The organism is Frigoribacterium sp. PvP121, from assembly GCF_017833115.1.
GTDB lineage: Bacteria > Actinomycetota > Actinomycetes > Actinomycetales > Microbacteriaceae > Frigoribacterium > Frigoribacterium endophyticum.
The window spans coordinates 228166-246696 of record NZ_JAFIBR010000001.1 but is presented as its reverse complement, the minus strand read 5'-3'; the positions used below and the strand labels follow the sequence as shown (position 1 = coordinate 246696).

Here is an 18531-nt window from a genome sequence, read left to right as displayed (position 1 = left end):
GCCGCCTACCCGCCCCTCTCGAGAAGGAACGACCATGACGGACCACGAACTCACCTCCGACGACATCCAGTCGAGGGGCGACGACGACCTCGACCCCCACGCCGCCGACGGGTGGGAGGTGCTCGTCGAGCACGACCCCGGGCTCTGGATCGCCCTGCCCGCCCGGTGGCCCCACCAGGGGCACGACACCGCCCGGTCGTGGATCGCCGCCACCGTGCGCGACGTCGTCGCCCGGACGGCGGCCCCGACCCGGGCCGGCAAGAAGTGGCTCGTCAAGGTGCTCGACCGGCTCGCGACCTGGCAGACGCCGAACGAGCTCAAGTTCATGTGCCTGCCCTCGCTGAACAGCGAGCTCAGCCTGCTCCGGATCCAGTTCGGCCTCGTCCACGGCGACCGGGAGTCGACGCTCCGCGAGCTCGTCCTCGAGAGCGACCTGCCGGGGATCGAGCCGCCCGTCCTCGAGGACGTGACCACCGACTCCCTCGGCCTCGGCGTGTACGGGCTGCGCTACGCCGAGCTGGACGGCGGCATCACGGTCACCAGCATCTTCGCGTTCCGCTCGGGCCCGTTCGACCTCCGTGTCACGTGCGACGTCGGCCCTGCCGAGCTCGTCCCCGCGAACGTGCCGGTGGCGCGAGCCTTCGTCGACGGCATCAGCGTCGTCCGTGCGTCGTGAGGCTCACGGTCACCGTCCGCGACGGAGTGACGGGCGTCTCGGCCGACGTCGTCTTCGATACCTCGCCCGACACCACGGTGGGGGAGCTCGTCACGGAGGCAGCGCCCCTGGTCGGCGCCGACGCCGGTCGGACCGCGGGCGCTCCCGGCGCCACCGTCACGGTCGACGGCGTCCCCGTCGCCGAGAGCGGGCGCATCGCCGACGGGGCCGTGCTCGAGGGCAGCATCGTCACGATCGGCGGTCCTGCCGGCATCGCCGCCCTGCCGCCCGACCTGCCCAGCATCCGCATCGTGGGCGGCCCCGGGGCCGGCACGGTCTTCCACGTCGACCCCGGCACCGTCGTCGTCGGGTCGGCACCCGAGGCGACGGTCCGCCTCGCCGAGCGAGGAGTCGCCCCGGTCGCGGCCCTCGTGCAGCTCGACGGAGCGTCGCGTTTCTCGATCACTCCTGTCGCCTGCGACGACCCCGACGTCCCGCCCGTCACCGTCGACGGCGTGCCTCTGACGACGACGGTCGCACTGACGCCGTCGTCCGTGGTCGAGCTGGGGGAGGTGCTGCTGGGCGTCGCGGACGCCGGCACGCCCTCCGCCGCGATCGGCCTCGCCGAGGGGGGAGGGCGACTGGAGCACGCCCGCCCACCGCGACTCCTGCCCGAGCCCCCCACGACCGCCTTCCGGTACCCGGCGCAGCCGCAGGCGCCCCCTCGGCGCCCGCTGCCGATCGTCGCCGCGGCCGCCCCGCTCGTCATGGGCGGCGTCATGGTGCTCGTGCTCGACAACCCGACCTTCCTCGTCTTCGGCCTGCTCTCGCCGGTGATCCTCGTCGGCAACTACCTCTACGACCGGCGCAACGGTCGGGTGAACCACCGCGACGCCCTCGCCTCGCACGCGGCCACCCGGCAGGCGGTGGCCGCCGACGCCGCGGAGGCGGTCGTCCGCCGTCAGGACGAGCTGCGGTCGAGCTGCCCCGACGCCGCGACGCTCCTGGACGTCGCCGTCCGGCGTCGCGCCCGGCTCTGGGAACGGCGCCGGGACGACCCCGACCACCTCACCGTGCGGATCGGCGTCGCCGACCTCCCCTCCGGCGTCACCCTCGACGACCCGGACCTGCTCGAGCACCGCCGCATCGTCGCCAGCCCCGCCCGAGCCGTGCCCGTCACCGTGGCGCTCGCCGACCGAGGCGTCGTGGGGCTGCACGGGCGCACGCCCGAACGTCGCGCGCTCGCCGCGTGGATGGTCGCCCAGCTCTGCGTGCTCCAGAGCCCCCGAGACCTCGCGGTCGTGGTGCTGACGGACCGCGACGCCGAGGAGCACTGGGGCTGGCTCGCCTGGGTGCCCCACGCCCGCCCCGACGACGGGGCCGCGGACAGCCGCGTCCGCCTCGGCAACGACTCCGAGTCCGTCGCGCGGAGGCTCACCGAGCTGGCCGCCGTCGTCGACGGCCGACAGCGAGCTCGCCGGGCATCGAGCGGTGCCGTGCTCGACGCCCCCGACCTGCTCGTCGTCGTGGACGGGTCACGTCGGCTCCGAGCGCTGCCGGGCCTCGTCACCGTCCTCCGAGACGGACCGGCCGTCGGGGTCGTCGCCCTCTGCCTCGACGCCGACCGACGATCCCTGCCCGAGGAGTGCGTCACCGTCGTGCAGGCCGGGCGCAGCGCTCACGAGCTCTCCGCCCACCGGGAGGCCGACGTCCAGCACGTGCGGGTCGACGCCCTGCCCGCGGGCTGGCACGACGCCGTCGCCCGGGCGCTCGCGCCGGTCGTCGACGTCGACGACGGAGGGGACGCCGGCGGGCTGCCGGCGTCGTCCCGCCTCCTCGACGTGCTCGACCTCGACCGCCCCAGCGGCAGGGCCGTCCTCGCGCGCTGGGCCGAGAGGGCGCCGAGCACCGAGGTGTTGCTCGGCGAGGGCGTCGACGGCCCGTTCTCGGTCGACCTGCGGCGGGACGGCCCCCACGCCCTGGTCGCCGGCACGACGGGCTCGGGCAAGTCGGAGCTGCTGCAGAGCGTCGTCGCCTCGCTCGCCGCCTCCAACGCCCCCGACTCCATGGCCTTCGTGCTCGTTGACTACAAGGGCGGCGCCGCCTTCCGCGACTGCGGCCCGCTGCCCCACACCGTGGGCATGGTCACCGATCTCGATCCGCACCTCGTCCAGCGGGCGCTGACGAGCCTGGGCGCCGAGCTCCACCGTCGGGAGCAGCTGCTCGCGCTCGCCGAGGCCAAGGACCTGGAGGACTACGAGGAGGCGCGTCGCCGGTCCGAGGGCGGAACACTGCCGACCGTGCCCCGCCTCCTCATCGTCATCGACGAGTTCGCGAGCCTCGCCCGGGAGCTGCCCGACTTCGTCACCGGGCTCGTGAACGTCGCCCAGCGGGGGCGCTCCCTCGGCATCCACCTCGTGCTCGCGACGCAGCGGCCGTCGGGAGTGGTGTCGTCCGAGATCAGGGCCAACACCAACCTGCGCATCGCCCTGCGCGTCACCGACGCCGGCGAGAGCACCGACGTCATCGACGCCGCCGACGCCTCCCGCATCCCCCGGTCGGCACCGGGGCGCGCCCTGGTGCGCCTCGGCGCGGGGGCGCTCGTGCCGTTCCAGGCCGGCCGGGTGGGCGGCCGCGCCGACCGCGAGTCTCGACCGGACGGCACCTGGTCGGCCCGGGTCTCGTGGGACGGGGCCGCCGGGCCGGCGCCCCGGCCGCCCGCCACCGCCGCCGCCGAGGACGACGAGGCGACCGACCTGGTCCGGTTCGTCGCCGCCGTGGTGGAAGCCGAGGCGCTGCGCGGCGGCCGGCCGCCGCACCGGCCCTGGCTGGACGCCCTGCCTCCCCTCGTCGAGCTGGAGCACCTCCCCGAGCCGGAGACCGGAGGGCTCGGACCTCCGCGCACCCTGCCGCCCCTGCCCTTCGGACTGGAGGACCACCCCCGGGAACAGGCCCGGCGGACAGCAGCCCTCGACCTCGACGTCGACGGGCACCTCTTCGTCGCGGGCGCCGCCCGGAGCGGGAGGTCGCAGGTGCTGCGGACCCTGGCGGCGTCGATCGTCCGCGACACGTCGAGCGCCGACGTCCACCTCTACGGAATCGACTGCGGCAGCGGGGCGCTGCTCCCGCTCGCGTCGGCGCCCCACACCGGCGCCGTCGTCCGCCGCACGGAGGTCGAGCGGGCGCGCCGACTGCTGGCACGCTTCGTGGAGGAGACGCTCCGGCGGCAGACCGTGCTCGCCTCGGGCAGCTGGGCCAGCGTCACGGAGCAGCGCCGGGCAGCTCCGGAGGAGGACCGCCTGCCCCACCTCGTGCTGCTGATCGACCCGTGGGAGGGCTTCGTCGCGAGCCTCGGCGACCTCGACCTCGGCGAACCCGTGGAGCTCGTCACGCTCCTGCTCCGCGAGGGGGCGGCCGTCGGCGTGCACCTCGTCGTCACGGGGGACCGGCTCCTCGTCAGCGGCAGGATGGCGACGCTCGTCGAGCGCAAGCTCGTCCTGCGCATGGCCGACCGCGCCGACTACGGCCTGGCGGGCCTCGACCCGAGGTCGATGCCCGCAGAGCCCGGCCCCGGGCGTGGAGCGGACACCGTCAGCGGCGCGGAGACCCAGGTGGCCGTCGTCGGCGCCGACCCCTCCGGGAGCGCCCAGGCCGAGGCCCTCCGCTCGGCGGCGGGCGAGGCGGCCCGCCGCGACCACGCCCTTCCCCCCGGCCGCAGGCCGTTCCGGCTCGACCGGCTGGAGGGCGACCTGACCTTCGACGGCGCGTGGTCGCGTCACGATCCTCGGGCCCTCGGCGGAGCGTTCGCGATGGTGGGCATCGGCGGCGACGACCTCGTGCCGGTCGGCCCGCGCCTCGCTCACGCTCCGGGGACGTTCCTGATCGGCGGCCCGCCGCGGAGCGGTCGGAGCACCGTCCTCGTGAGCGTGGTGCGCTCCCTCGTCGCCCAGGGGCTCGAGGTGGTCGTCGTCACGCCGCGGCCGTCACCCCTCCGTGACCTGGAGGGGCTGCCCGGGGTGGTGGCCGTGCTGCGCGGCTCCGACCTCCGCGCCGACGCGCTGGAGGCCGTCCTCGGCAGCGAGGCGCCGGCGGGGCGCGTGCTGGTCGTCGACGACGCCGAGCTCGTGAAGGACGCCCCGGCGGCAGCGTGGCTCGCCGACTTCGTCCGCGCGTGCGGCGACGGGCCGGGGGCCCTGGTGGCCGCGGGGTCGGCCGCGGACCTCGGCGTCGGCTTCACGGGCTGGCACGCCGACCTGCGCCGGAACCGGTGCGGCGCGGTCCTCAGCCCGAGGACGACCTCCGACGGGGAGCTCGTCGGGGCGCAGCTGGCCCGGAGCGCGACGTCGGCTCGACCCCGGCCGGGGCGGGCCCACGTGCACCTCGGCGACGGCCTCACCGTGCCCGTGACGGTGCCCCGCTGCTGACGTCCGGGCCGGGGTGGCGAGGACGGGCTGACCGCCCGTGCCTCGCAGCCGCGTGCCCCCAGGCCCGCAGGCCCGCAGGCCCACGGGCCAGCGGGACCGCGGGCCAGGAGGCCCGCGGTCCCGCGGATGCGCCGTGAGGACGTCAGGGGGCGTCCGTCACCAGCAGCCCCTCCGCGGTGTCTGCGTGGCCACGTCGGCGCCGACGGACGTGGAGCGCCACGGAGGCCACGAGCATCACGGCCCCGGCCAGCGTCACGCCCAGCGCCGCCGCACCCGCCTGCAGGCTGCCGTCCGACCCGGTGAACGCCAGGCCCGCCGGCGCCGCCGCCGGCGCGGGCGTCTCGTCGGGGGCCTCGGGCGCCACCACGCTGAACGACTCCGCGAGGTGCACGGTCGTGTCGGCGAACGCGGGCACCACCTGGACGCCGTCGTCGTCGGGCACGGAGCCCTCCGACGTGAACAGGAACACGTAGTGCCCCTCGCGCTCCACGGGCAGGCACGGCGACTCGTACGTGCCGTCGCCGCTCACGGTGGTGGCGGAGCGGCCGGCGAGCAGGGCCTCGTCGATCTCCGCGATCGGGCCGAGGTCGTGACCGTCGGCGAGGGCCTCGGGGAAGGGACCGACGAGGACGGTGTCGACCCGCGCCTCCGGCGCCTGGGCGTTCCAGTCGGTGACGGTCAGCTCGTCGCTGACGCAGGCGCCGGGCTCGACCTGGTCGGCCCCCACGACGGTGGTGGAGACCTCGGGCGCCCACGGGACGAAGGTCGTCTCGGAGGCGGTGCCGAACGGAGAGCGCCAGCGCTGCACACGGTCACGCCCCGCGTCGACCGGGGTGTCGGAGGGGTCGATCGTCTCGACCCAGGTGAACCAGCCGCCGCTCGGCAGCTCGCAGCCCGGCGTCGTGTAGGTGCCGGGGCCCTCGTCGACGACGACGCTCACGTCGCAGACGACGGGCGCGTCGGAGGGCCAGTCGTCAGCCGGCGCGACGGGCTCCCGGAAAGGGCCGAGGAGGCGGCTGCGGACGGTGACCGGGACGGGCTGCCACGTGCCCGCGACGTCGTGGCGGCCCCACTCCGAGAGGAGCCCCTCGCCCGGCAGCACGTCGACGGTGAGCTGGTCGGTGACCGTCGTGCCGGGCTCGGCGACGACGTCGCTGGTGCGGGTCGCGACCCGGGGGCGGAAGGGCAGCGGCGAGAGGGCCTCGGCGCTCGCCGTGCCCGAGGCCTCGACGCTGGTGCCGCCGGAGAAGAGGATGCGCTGCGAGCCGGCCGGGCTCGTGCCGGCCGTGACGATGCGCCCGTAGGGCAGCCCGTCGAAGCGCGTGTCGGCCGACACCTCGACCTGGGCGAGGTCGCCGGTCGCGCGGAAGTCGAGACCGACGCCGTTCTGCACGACCGTCGTCGTCGAGCCGTCGGCGAACGCCCCGCCCGTGAGGGTGACGGTGCCGTCGTGCTGCGGCATGAGCAGCTCGGGCCCGCCGCCGACCCGGTCGACGGTCAGGTCGGAGCGGAGGGTGCCCGTGCCGTCGTCGCGGAGGTCGACCGACGTCGAGGCGGTGACCGAGGTCGACGCGGCCGCGGTGGCCTCGGCGAGCATCTCGTTGGCGCGGTCGAGCACGATCGGCCAGCGCTCGTTGGCGCGCCCGGCGTAGTACCGCTGGCTGTGGCCGTTCAGGCCGGTGATCGTCCAGACCGCGAGCTGCCCCGCGGCGGCCGTGTCGGCGTCGGCGGTGTCGCCCCAGGTGCGGGCGATGTAGGCCAGGCGGGCGTGGTCGGCGGTCGAGACGCCGACCACCTCGGTGCCGGTCTCGGTGTCGTAGTGGTTGCCGACGGGCGACGACTTGCCGGCCTCGAGGCAGAACGCCTGACGCCCGTCGTCGAGCCGGTAGGTGCCGAGGTACGAGACGCCGTCGCCTCGCCAGAGGTGGCCGGTGCCGAGGCCCGCGCCCGTGACGGCCGTGGCGGGCGCCGCGAGCCAGAGCGGCCCAGCCACGAGGGCGAGGACGATCAGGAGGGCGGTGAGGAGAGCAGGACGAGGTGGCCCGGAGGGGCGGTCAGCTGAGGTCATGCGACGACGATGTCGAGGCGGGCGCCCCTGGCCGGTGCCGCGGCCGACGCGCTGTGGACGGGGCCCGCGGAGCCCGACCGGGGGAGGGAGCGGAACGCGCCGTGACGCCCGACGGGCCGCCCGCCGCGGTCAGCGGCGGACGGCCCGTCGGGTGGTGCAGCGCGAGGCGTCAGTCGGTCTCGTCGAGGTCGATGTCCTCGCCCGCGAGGTCGTTGTCGGCGAGGCCCGGCTCGGCCTCGCGCGGCGACCCGCCGGTGGGGCCGTCGTTGCCGTCGCCGAGGCCCGGCAGCACGGTCTCGCCGGCGACCGCGTCGTTCGTGACGATCTGCTGGCTCTCCTCGAACTCGGTCTCTTCGTCGTAGGGCTCGTCGCCCGAGGCGGCGGGCACGTGGGTGTCGCTCATGGTGCGTCCTTCCGGTGGTGGGTCAGGGATGGATGGGGCAGGGGTGGGTGGTGAGGGAGAGGCAGCCGCTCAGCTCAGGCCGAGCTGCTTCATCAGGCCGGCCTCGTCGGTGGCGCCCCAGCGCTCGACGAGCAGGCCGTCGTCGTCGAAGCGACCGACCTGGATGCCGCGCACGGTGAACGACTTCCCGGTCGCCTCGTGGCCCTGGAACGGCCCCGTGTGCGTGCCCGAGATCGTGAACACGGCCGTCACGTTCTCGTCGTCGGCCACGAGCGTCTCGACCGCGAGGTCGACGTCGGGGAAGGCCGTGAAGAAGTCGCTCCAGAACGCCTTGATGCCCTCGACGCCCGCGGGCGCGCCCGGCGCCGGGTCGTGGTCGACGACGTCGGCGTGGAAGCCCTCGCCGAGGCGGTCGACCTCCCGGGCGGTGAGGATCTCGCCGATCAGCTGCTGGGCGGCGAGGTTCTTGTCCTTCGACATGCGTGTCTCCTTGTGGTCCTGGTGAGGTGGTCGGGGGTGGTGCTCGGGTCGCTCCCCGTCTACTCCGCCGGGGTGTCAGACGGCCTTGAGCAGGTCGTGCTCGACGACGGCCTCGACGGCGAGCACCTTGTAGCCCTCGCTCTCGAAGAAGACCGTCAGCCGGTCGTCGTCCGTGCTCATGACCGTGCCCTCGCCCCAGGCGGGGTGCGTGACGCGGGTGTCGGCGTCGAAGAGAGGGGCCGGAGCATCCGACCCGATCCGCGACTCCTCGGCGGCCGGCAGCTCGGGAGCCTCCTCCGCCGCGCGGCAGTCGTCGCAGTTGCCGCAGCGCTCGGGCGCCTCCTCGCCGAAGTAGCCGAGCAGGAAGCGTCGGCGGCAGCCCCGGCCCTCGGCGTAGCTGCGCATCATCGCGATGCGCGACTTCTCGACCCGGTCGCGCGCCTCCGCGGTCTCCCTCGCCCGCTCGGCGGCCGTCTCGGCGTCGACGCCGGAGGCAGCGGTGTACCCCTTCTTCTCCTCCCGCACGGTGCCCGCCTCGAGCAGCAGGTCGACCAGGCGCGACACCTGCCGCGGCTTGAGGTCGGTCGCCTCGGCGATCGCCGTCCGCCGCACCGGACCCGAGGAGGCGCGGACCGCCTCGTACACCGACCGCAGCTCGGCTCGGGAGGGCAGCCCCGACGCGAAGAAGGACCGCAGCCCCAGGTCCTCCGGCCGGTAGTGCAGCGTCGCGTCGGCGGGGTCACCGTCACGCCCGGCCCGCCCGATCTCCTGGTAGTACTCGTCGAGCGACTCGGGCACGTCGGCGTGCACGACGAAACGGACGTCGGGCTTGTCGATGCCCATGCCGAAGGCGCTCGTCGCCACGACGACGTCGATCTCGCCGGCGTGGAAGCGCTCGTGCAGGGCACCTCGCTCGGCCGAGCGGAGGCCCGCGTGGTACGCCTCGACGGTGCGGTCGGGGCAGCGCTCGCCGATCTCGTCGGCGTAGCGCTCGCTCTCGGAACGGGTCGCGACGTAGACGATGCCGGGGGTCACGAGCTCCGCGACCTGCTCGACGACGGCACGGCGCTTCTCGGCGTCGTCCTCGTGGCGCACGACCGAGAGCGACAGGTTGGGGCGGTCGAAGCCGCGGCTGATGACGAGCGGGTCGCGGAGGCGGAGGCGCTCGATCACCTCGTCGCGCACGGGGCCCGAGCCGGTCGCGGTGAGCGCGAGCACCGGCGGGCGGCCCAGGGCCTCGACGACCTCGCCGAGGTGCAGGTAGTCGGGGCGGAAGTCGTGGCCCCACGACGACACGCAGTGCGCCTCGTCGACGACGAAGAGGGCGACGCCCGCGCGCGACAGGCGCTCGACCGTCTCGTCGCGGGCCAGCTGCTCCGGCGCGAGGAAGACGTAGGTGATCTCGCCCGCCTCGATGCGGCGCCAGCTCTCGTCGTTCTCCGCGTCGGAGTGGCCGGAGTTGATGTCGGCGGCCGGGGGAGCGTCCGGGTGCCCCACGAGCCCGGCGACCTGGTCGGCCTGCAGCGCGATGAGGGGCGAGACGACGACGGTGGGGCCGTCGAGCAGCGCGCCGGCGACCTGGTAGATCGCGCTCTTGCCCGAGCCGGTGGGCATGATGCCGAACGTGTCGCGGCCCGAGAGCACGGCGGTGATCGCCTCGGCCTGGGCGGGGCGCAGCTCGTCCCACTCGAACAGGCGGGCGGCGGCCTCCGCGATCGCGGCGGCGTCGGGGGCGGTGCGGGCGGTGTCGGCGGGCGTCTTCGCGGTGCGGCTCATGGCGTTCCTCGTGGTGCGGGCGGCGCCGTGGTGCGCCGAGAGTGACCATGAGATGCCCGGCCCCCACGACACGCTCGGGCTGCACAGGCGATCGGCAGAGATCCCTCCCCATCCGTACCCCGGCCGGGGAGAGTACCCCCGTCACGGCTCCCGAGGGCGGCTCACAGGCCAGGCGCTAGGCTGGCCGAGGCCTGTTCGTCACGACGTCGAGACACTTCGGCTGAGCCGTGACGAGGCCGGTGCCGCCCCGCGGCACGACCGAGCTAGCACTGGCGCAGCGATGCGGATTGGAAGAACAGCGTGGATCTTTTCGAGTACCAGGCCAGGGACTTGTTCGAGTCCTACGGCGTGCCCGTCCTGCCGGGCATCGTCGCCGACACCCCCGAGGAGGCGCGCGCGGCGGCCGAACAGCTCGGCGGCGTCACCGTGGTGAAGGCCCAGGTCAAGGTCGGCGGTCGCGGCAAGGCCGGCGGCGTGAAGGTCGCGAAGACCCCCGACGAGGCGCAGGCCGCGGCGGAGGCCATCCTCGGGCTCGACATCAAGGGCCACGTCGTCAAGCGCGTGATGGTCGCCGGCGGCGCCCAGATCGCCCAGGAGTTCTACTTCTCGGTGCTGCTCGACCGGGCGAACCGCTCGTACCTGTCGCTCTGCAGCGTCGAGGGCGGCATGGAGATCGAGCAGCTCGCCGTCGAGAAGCCCGAGGCCCTCGCCCGCGTCGAGGTCGACCCGCGCGCCGGCATCGACCTCGCCAAGGCGGAGGAGATCGCCCGCGCCGGCGGCTTCCCCTACGAGCTGGTCGGCAAGGTGGCCCCGGTCATCGTCAAGCTCTACGCCGTCTACGAGGGCGAGGACGCGACGCTCGTCGAGGTCAACCCGCTGGTGCTCACCGAGCAGGGCGACGTCGTCGCCCTCGACGGCAAGGTCTCGCTCGACGAGAACGCCGCCTTCCGCCACCCGGCCCACGCCGAGCTGGAGGACGCCGACGCGGCCGACCCGCTCGAGGCCAAGGCCGCGGCGTCGGGCCTCAACTACGTGAAGCTCGACGGCGAGGTCGGCATCATCGGCAACGGCGCCGGGCTCGTCATGTCGACCCTCGACGTCGTCGCCTACGCCGGCGAGGCGCACGGCGGCGTCAAGCCCGCGAACTTCCTCGACATCGGCGGCGGAGCGAGCGCCGAGGTCATGGCGGCGGGCCTCGACGTGATCCTCGGCGACGAGCAGGTCAAGAGCGTGTTCGTCAACGTCTTCGGCGGCATCACGGCCTGCGACGCGGTCGCGAACGGCATCGTGGCGGCCCTGGGCATCCTCGGCGACTCGGCCACCAAGCCCCTCGTCGTGCGCCTCGACGGCAACGCCGTCGACGAGGGCCGACGCATCCTGGCGGAGGCGGCGCACCCGCTCGTCACCGTCGTCGCGACCATGGACGAGGCGGCCGACAAGGCCGCCGAGCTGGCTTCGAAGTAAAGGACCCGAGAACAATGTCGATCTTCCTCACCCGCGACAGCAAGGTCATCGTCCAGGGCATCACCGGCGGCGAAGGCACGAAGCACACCGCCCTGATGCTCAAGGCCGGCACCCAGGTCGTCGGCGGAGTCAACGCCCGCAAGGCCGGCACGACCGTCACCCACGGCGACGTCGAGCTGCCGGTCTTCGGCACCGTCGTCGAGGCCGTCGAGAAGACGGGCGCCGACGTCTCGATCGTGTTCGTGCCCCCGGCCTTCGCGAAGGACGCCGTCATCGAGGCCATCGAGGCCGAGGTGCCGCTCGTCGTCGTCATCACCGAGGGCATCCCCGTGCAGGACGCCGCGGAGTTCTGGTCGCTCGCCAAGGCGAAGGGCACCACGCGCATCATCGGTCCGAACTGCCCCGGCATCATCACGCCGGGCGAGTCGCTCGTCGGCATCACCCCGGCCAGCATCTCGGGCAGCGGCCCGATCGGCCTCGTCTCGAAGTCGGGCACCCTGACCTACCAGATGATGTTCGAGCTGCGCGACCTGGGCTTCTCGACCGCCATCGGCATCGGCGGCGACCCCGTCATCGGCACGACCCACATCGACGCCCTCGAGGCGTTCGAGGCCGACCCCGACACCAAGGCGATCGTCATGATCGGCGAGATCGGGGGCGACGCGGAGGAGCGTGCGGCCGACTACATCAAGGCACACGTGACCAAGCCGGTCGTCGGCTACGTCGCCGGCTTCACCGCGCCCGAGGGCAAGACCATGGGCCACGCCGGCGCCATCGTCTCGGGCTCGGCCGGCACCGCACAGGCCAAGAAGGAGGCCCTCGAGGCCGCTGGGGTCAAGGTCGGCAAGACGCCGAGCGAGACCGCGGCCCTGCTGCGCGAGGTCTACGCCGCGCTCTAGGCGCGACGCCCTGGCCGGCCGTCTCCGGCCACGCCGACCCCGGTCGGCGCGACGGGCGTGCGCGACGTCCGCGGGCGGTCACGACCGCCCGCGGACGTCGCACACGCCCGTTCGTCGTGCCCCGGCCGGGGCGCGGCGCGCCCGCGGGGCGGGTCGGCGGCCCCGCGCGGCCCCGGTACAGTCGAGCCCGATGAACCGCCCAGTCACCGCCGTCTTCGCGGCCCTCGAGGCCCTGCTCGTCGTCGGCATCGGCGTCGGGCTGCCGGTCGTCGTGCTCAGCTCGCTCTGGGCCTTCCAGTACGGCCTGCAGATCGACTGGATCGTCTTCTGGCGCGCCGCCGTCGACGTCTGGCTCGTCGGGCACGGCGTCGACCTCACCCTCCAGCTCAGCCCCGCCACGGCGGCCGCCTCCGGGGTCGCCGGCGCCGACGCGCCCATCTCGGTGACGATCGCCGCCCTGGGCTTCTCCGTGCTGACCGTGCTGCTCGCCGTGCGGGCGGGCCGCGCGATCGCCGAGACGCCGCACCGCGTCATGGGCGTCCTCGTCAGCATCGGGGCCTTCGCCCTGCTCAGCACCGGCCTCGCCGCCAGCGCCCGGCACGAGCTCGCGACGCCGTCGTTCGTGCAGGGGATCGTGCTGCCCACGCTCGTCTACGCCGTGCCGCTCGTCACGATGGCAGAGGTGACGCGGCGTCGCCGTGACGCCGAGCCCGACCCGGTCACCGGCTGGGTCGCCCGCACCGTCGGCCGGCTCCCGGACGCCGTCCGCGTCGTGACGGCCGCCGCCCTGCGCATCGGCGTCGGCAGCGCCGCCGTGCTGCTCGCCGTCTCGGGCCTCGTCGTCGGCCTGCTGCTCGTCACGAGCTACGCCGAGCTCATCACCCTCTACGAGGGCGCCCACGGCGGCTTCCTCGGCGGGCTCGCCCTCACCCTCGGCCAGCTCGCGCTGCTGCCCGACCTCGTCGTCTGGGCGGCGTCGTGGCTCGTCGGGCCGGGCTTCGCGCTCGGCACCGGCTCGGGCGTCTCGCCGCTCGGCACGACCGTCGGGCCGCTGCCCGCCGTGCCCGTCCTCGGCGCCCTGCCGACGGCCGACCTCCCGTTCGGCTTCGTCGGGCTGCTCGTGCCCGTGGTCGCCTCCTTCGTCGTCGCCACGCTGCTTCGCGGCCGGGTGCACGCCGCCCTGCGCCGGGCCGGCGTAGACGACCTGCTGCGCCGCGTCGTGGTCGGCGTCGCCGCGGGCGTCGTCGCGGGCCTCGCGGTCGGGCTGCTGGCCTGGGCCGCCTCCGGCTCGGTCGGGCCCGGCCGTCTCGTCGACGTCGGCCCCGACCCGCTGCTCGTCGGGGCCTTCGCGGCGCTCGAGGTCGGGCTGCCCGCGGCGCTGGCGCTGACCGTGTCGATCCGCAAGTTCCTGGGGCACGACGACGAGGGGCACGACGACGACGGGCGCGAAGAAGACCGACGCGAGGACGCGAGGCGCGAGGACGCGAGGCGCGAGGACGCGCGGCGCGAGCACACGCGGCGCGAGGACGACCTCCGTGCCACCGGAGCCGGGCGCGACCGCGACCGCGACGAGGCGCATGCCGTCGGGCCGGAGGCCACCGACGACCACGGTGACGCGGAGGCGACGCCCTCGCGACGCCGGCTCCCTCGGCTGCCGACCCGCGCCTCCCTGCCGTCGCTGCCGAGCCTGCCGTCGATCCCGTCGCGACGCCGCCGCGAGCACGACGACGACGCGACCGGGCCGATCGACGTGGTCGCGACTCCGCCCGAGCCCTCCGGCCCCGCCCGCGGCGCTCGCGGCGCTCGCGACGCCCGTGGTGCCCGCGACGACGGCGACGCCACCGAGCAGATCGACGGCCTGACCCGCTGACCGGGGCCCCGTCGGGCCACCGCTAGGCTTGCCGGGTGCTGAAGCTCGTGGTGCTCATCTCCGGTGGCGGCTCGAACCTGCGTGCCCTGCTCGAGGCCGCGCAGCACGCCGACTACCCCGCGCGGGTCGTCGCCGTCGGGGCCGACCGCGACGCCGACGGGCTCGAGCACGCGGAGGCGTTCGGCATCCCGACCTTCACCGTGCCGTTCACGGCGTTCCCCGACCGCGCGAGCTGGGGCGACGAGCTGCTCGCGCAGCTGACCGGCTGGGGCGCCGACCTCGTCGTGCTCAGCGGCTTCATGCGGCTGCTGCCGCCGCGGGTGGTCGAGGCGCTCAGCCCGCACCTGATCAACACGCACCCCGCCTACCTGCCCGAGTTCCCCGGCGCCCACGGCGTGCGCGACGCGATCGCGGCGGGGGTCGAGCAGACCGGCGCCAGCGTGATCGTCGTCGACGCCGGCGTCGACAGCGGGCCGATCCTCGCGCAGCGCCGCATCCCGGTGCTGCCGGGCGACGACGAGTCGTCGCTGCACGACCGCATCAAGATCGTCGAGCGCGAGCTGCTCGTCCGCACGGTGCACGACATCGCCACGAAGACCATCGACCTCGAACAGGAGCCCACCGCATGAGCGGTCACGCCATCGACCCCGCCCTCTACCGCGACCGCGACGCCGTGCCGGTGCGCCGGGCGCTGATCAGCGTCAGCGACAAGACGGGCCTGCTCGACCTCGCCGAGGCGCTCTCCGCCGCCGGGGTCGAGATCGTCTCGACCGGCTCCACCGCCTCCACGATCCGCGACGCGGGCTTCTCCGTCACCGACGTGAGCGCCGTGACCGGGTTCCCCGAGTCGCTCGACGGCCGCGTCAAGACGCTGCACCCGGGCATCCACGCCGGGGTGCTCGCCGACCTCCGCCTCGAGTCGCACGAGCGGCAGCTCGCCGAGCTCGGCATCGCCGCGTTCGAGCTCGTCGTCGTCAACCTCTACCCGTTCGTCGAGACCGTGGCCTCGGGCGCCGCCGCCCCGACCGTCGTCGAGAACATCGACATCGGCGGCCCCGCCCTGGTGCGCGCCGCCGCGAAGAACCACGCCAACGTCGCGATCGCCGTCTCGCCCGCCAGCTACGCGCAGATCGTGAAGTCGCTGACGCTCGGCGGCACGACCCTCGCGCAGCGTCAGCGCCTCGCCGGCGAGGCCTTCGCGCACACGGCCGCCTACGACACGGCGGTCGCCGCCTGGTTCGCCGACAACGTCGGAGTCCGCGCCGACCACGCCGCCGCGGGCACCGAGACCGGCACCGAGGCGGGCACCGACGCGGGCGCCGAGGAGTCGCGGGACGACTTCCCGGAGCACGTCGCCCTCGAGGGCGACCGCCTCGCCACCCTGCGCTACGGCGAGAACTCGCACCAGGCGGCGGCCCTCTACGCCTCGCCCGCGGGCACGGGCATCGCGCAGGCCGAGCAGCTGCACGGCAAGGAGATGTCTTACAACAACTACGTCGACGCCGACGCGGCCCTCCGCGCCGCGTACGACTTCGCCGAGCCGGCCGTCGCGATCATCAAGCACGCGAACCCCTGCGGCATCGCCGTCGCCTCGCCCGACGCCGTCGACGCGATCGCCGACGCGCACCGCCGCGCCCACGCCTGCGACCCGGTGTCGGCCTACGGCGGCGTCATCGCCGCGAACCGCCCGGTCACGCGCGCCATGGCCGAGGTCGTGAAGGACATCTTCACCGAGGTCGTCATCGCGCCGGCCTTCGAGCCCGAGGCGCTCGAGGTGCTCACCACGAAGAAGAACATCCGCCTGCTGGTGCTGCCGGAGGGCTTCGCCCGGCCGACGCAGGAGGTGCGCCAGGTCTCCGGTGGCCTGCTCGTGCAGGAGGTCGACTCGTTCGACGCCTTCTCGTCCGAGGGCTGGACGCTGGTCGCCGGGCCGGAGGCCGACGCCGCCACCCGCGCCGACCTCGAGTTCGCCTGGCGGGCCTGCCGCTCGGTGAAGTCGAACGCGATCCTGCTGGCAGACGGAGGCGCTTCCGTCGGGGTCGGCATGGGCCAGGTCAACCGGGTCGACTCGTGCCACCTCGCCGTCACGCGCGCGGGAGAGCGGGCCACCGGCTCGGTCGCCGCCTCCGACGCGTTCTTCCCGTTCGCCGACGGCCTGCAGGTGCTGCTCGAGGCCGGCGTGCGCGCCGTCGTGCAGCCCGGCGGCTCGATCCGCGACGAGGAGGTCGTGGCCGCGGCGACGGCCGCCGGCGTGACGATGTACTTCACGGGGGAGCGCCACTTCTTCCACTGACGCCGCCCGCGTCGCCGTCCGGCCGCCCCGTCACGACCCGTCGTGGCGGGGCGTCCGTCGTCCGTCGTCCGGCTCGTGCGTCCGAACCACCTGGTCTTGCGGGGTGCGCAACGGATCACATAGTCTGTGAGGCTGCCCGCAGCCGACGACCGTCGCCCCCGTCCCTCCTCCACCGCGCCGACCGGCACCACCGGCGGCCGCCCGCCCCGCTCCTCCCCAGGAGCCCCGGCGGCCCTCCGCTCCACGCTCCGCGACGCCGCGACCCGGCGCCGCGCTCCGATCACGACACTTGGATCACCCATGTCACGCCAGCCCTCCGCCCCCGCGCGCACCGAGCCGGGTCGCCCGTCGACCGTCCGGTCGCTCGCGCGCCTCCGCCCCTACGTCGCGCCCGCCCTGCCGCGCATCGTGCTCGGCATGGTCGCCGCGCTGCTGGCCGCCGTCGTCGCCCTGGTCATCCCCGCCGTGCTGCAGCTGCTCGTCGACGGCCCGCTCTCGAGCGGCGACACCGCGCAGGTGTGGCCGGCCTTCGCCGTCGTGCTGGTGCTCGGCGTCGTCGAGGCGGGCATGATCGCCGCGCGCCGCCGCCTCGTGCTCACCCCGAGCACCCACGTCGAGGCCACCATGCGCAACGCGCTGTACGCCAAGCTGCAAGACCTGCCGGTGGCGTTCCACGACCGGTGGCAGAGCGGGCAGCTGCTCAGCCGGTCGGTCAGCGACCTGTCGCTCATCCGTCGCTGGCTGGCCTTCGGCGTCGTGCTGCTCGTCGTCAACCTCCTGACGATCGTCGTCGGCTTCGTCGTGCTCTTCTTCTACAGTTGGGTGCTCGCGCTGATCTTCGTCGTCGCGTCGATCCCGGTCTTCGTCGTCAGCCTCGCGTTCGAGAACCGCTACTCGGTCGTGGCCCGTCGCAGCCAGGACCAGGTCGGCGACCTCGCCACGAGCGTGGAGGAGAGCGTGCACGGCATCCGCGTGCTCAAGGCGTTCGGGCGCGGGAAGCACTCGCTGCGCGAGTTCGCGAAGCGCGCCGACGACCTGCGCGGCACCGAGATCGAGAAGGCGAAGGCCATCTCGCAGCTCTGGCTCTGGCTGCTGCTCGTGCCCGACGTCGCCTTCGCGCTCTGCCTGCTCGGCGGCATCTGGCTCGCCGCCGACGGGCAGCTGACCGTCGGCCAGCTCTTCGCGTTCTTCGCCACGGCGACGGTGCTGCGCTGGCCCGTCGAGTCGATCGGTTTCCTGCTGTCGATGACCTTCGACACCCGCACCGCGGTGGACCGCTTCTTCGAGGTGATGGACAGCGTCAACACCGTCACCGACCCCGAGCACCCCGAGACGATCGCCGAGCCCCAGGGCCGGCTCGAGTTCGAGGCCGCGCACTTCCGCTACCAGGACAGCCCGGCGCAGTTCGACGACCTCGTCAACGGGGTCGACCTCGTCGTCGAGCCCGGCGAGACGATGGCCCTGGTCGGCCTGACCGGCTCGGGCAAGACCACCCTGCTCGCCCTCGTTCCGCGCCTCTACGACGTCACCGGCGGCCGCGTGCTGCTCGACGGCGTCGACGTGCGCCACCTCACCCGGGCCGAGCTGCGCCGCCACATCGGGATGGCCTTCGAGGACGCCACGCTGTTCAGCGCGTCGGTGCGCGAGAACGTCCTGCTGGGCCGGCCCGACCTGGCCGACGACCCGGTCGAGTCCGAGCGGGTGCTGCGCGAGGCGCTCGACATCGCGCAGGCTCAGTTCGTCGACGAGCTGCCGGACGGAGTCGACACGCGCGTCGGCGAGGAGGGCCTCAGTCTCTCGGGCGGCCAGCGTCAGCGGCTCGCCCTGGCGCGGGCCGTCGCCGCACGGCCCGCGGTGCTCGTGCTCGACGACCCGCTGTCGGCCCTCGACGTCGACACGGAGGCCCGGGTCGAGGCCGGGCTCCGCCGCGTCCTCGCGTCGACCACGTCGCTGATCGTCGCCCACCGCCCGTCGACCGTCACCCTCGCCGACCGCGTCGCGCTGCTCGAGAACGGCGTCGTCACCGCGGTCGGCACCCACTCCGACCTGCTCGCCACGAACGAGCACTACCGCTACGTCATCTCGTCGCTCGACGACGGCGACGTCCCCAGCCGAGAAGAGGTGCTCGCGTGAGCGACCAGGCACTCCCGGGCGACCGCCCCGACGCCCCCGCCGAGCACGCCGAGCTCGACGGCCGCA

12 protein-coding genes are annotated in these 18531 nt (G+C 74.6%); 8 read left to right on the top strand and 4 right to left on the bottom strand.

Annotated elements, in window-relative coordinates; genetic code table 11:
- The first annotated feature begins 34 nt into the window (after positions 1-34).
- Both JOE43_RS01115 and JOE43_RS01110 read left to right on the top strand, forming a co-directional pair.
- A complete protein-coding gene (locus tag JOE43_RS01115; RefSeq protein ID WP_209514014.1) occupies positions 35-676 on the top strand; it encodes a hypothetical protein in 642 nt (213 codons plus the stop codon).
- Positions 673-5079, top strand: coding sequence for an FtsK/SpoIIIE domain-containing protein (locus JOE43_RS01110; RefSeq protein WP_209514012.1), 4407 nt, complete (start codon positions 673-675; stop codon positions 5077-5079). The genes JOE43_RS01115 and JOE43_RS01110 overlap by 4 nt, the downstream gene beginning before the upstream one ends.
- A gap of 142 nt (positions 5080-5221) precedes the next feature.
- On the opposite strand, the gene JOE43_RS01105 is transcribed toward JOE43_RS01110, so the two are convergent.
- The 4 genes from JOE43_RS01105 to JOE43_RS01090 form a co-directional block, all read right to left on the bottom strand.
- A complete protein-coding gene (locus tag JOE43_RS01105; RefSeq protein WP_209514010.1) occupies positions 5222-7147 on the bottom strand; it encodes a hypothetical protein in 1926 nt (641 codons plus the stop codon).
- A 169-nt stretch (positions 7148-7316) separates the two neighbouring features.
- Complete coding sequence (locus tag JOE43_RS01100) at positions 7317-7550, bottom strand: hypothetical protein (protein ID WP_167260319.1); 234 nt, start codon at positions 7548-7550, stop codon at positions 7317-7319.
- Positions 7551-7619: 69 nt separating this feature from the next.
- Positions 7620-8030, bottom strand: a complete 411-nt coding sequence (locus tag JOE43_RS01095) for an ester cyclase (protein WP_209514007.1) — start codon at positions 8028-8030, stop codon at positions 7620-7622.
- Between the two features lie 75 nt (positions 8031-8105).
- On the bottom strand, positions 8106-9806 hold the full coding sequence (locus JOE43_RS01090) for a RecQ family ATP-dependent DNA helicase (protein ID WP_209514005.1): 1701 nt from the start codon (positions 9804-9806) through the stop codon (positions 8106-8108).
- A gap of 300 nt (positions 9807-10106) precedes the next feature.
- Here JOE43_RS01090 and sucC point away from each other — a divergent pair, with 300 nt between their 5' ends.
- The 6 genes from sucC (at position 10107) to JOE43_RS01060 (ending at position 18465) form a co-directional block, all read left to right on the top strand.
- Positions 10107-11270 carry an ADP-forming succinate--CoA ligase subunit beta gene (sucC, locus tag JOE43_RS01085; RefSeq protein ID WP_209514004.1) on the top strand — a complete coding sequence of 388 codons (1164 nt, stop codon included), beginning with the start codon at positions 10107-10109 and terminating at the stop codon, positions 11268-11270.
- Between the two features lie 14 nt (positions 11271-11284).
- A complete protein-coding gene (gene sucD / locus JOE43_RS01080) occupies positions 11285-12169 on the top strand; it encodes a succinate--CoA ligase subunit alpha (RefSeq protein WP_209514001.1) in 885 nt (294 codons plus the stop codon).
- Positions 12170-12359: 190 nt separating this feature from the next.
- Positions 12360-14039, top strand: a complete 1680-nt coding sequence (locus tag JOE43_RS01075) for a DUF6350 family protein (protein WP_209513999.1) — start codon at positions 12360-12362, stop codon at positions 14037-14039.
- Positions 14040-14074: 35 nt separating this feature from the next.
- Positions 14075-14668: a phosphoribosylglycinamide formyltransferase gene (gene purN, locus JOE43_RS01070; RefSeq protein WP_056057207.1), complete on the top strand. Its 594-nt coding sequence runs from the start codon at positions 14075-14077 to the stop codon at positions 14666-14668.
- Positions 14665-16332, top strand: coding sequence for a bifunctional phosphoribosylaminoimidazolecarboxamide formyltransferase/IMP cyclohydrolase (purH, locus tag JOE43_RS01065; protein ID WP_209513997.1), 1668 nt, complete (start codon positions 14665-14667; stop codon positions 16330-16332). The genes purN and purH overlap by 4 nt, the downstream gene beginning before the upstream one ends.
- Positions 16333-16632: 300 nt before the next feature.
- Positions 16633-18465, top strand: coding sequence for an ABC transporter ATP-binding protein (locus JOE43_RS01060; protein ID WP_209513995.1), 1833 nt, complete (start codon positions 16633-16635; stop codon positions 18463-18465).
- The last annotated feature ends 66 nt before the right edge of the window (positions 18466-18531 follow it).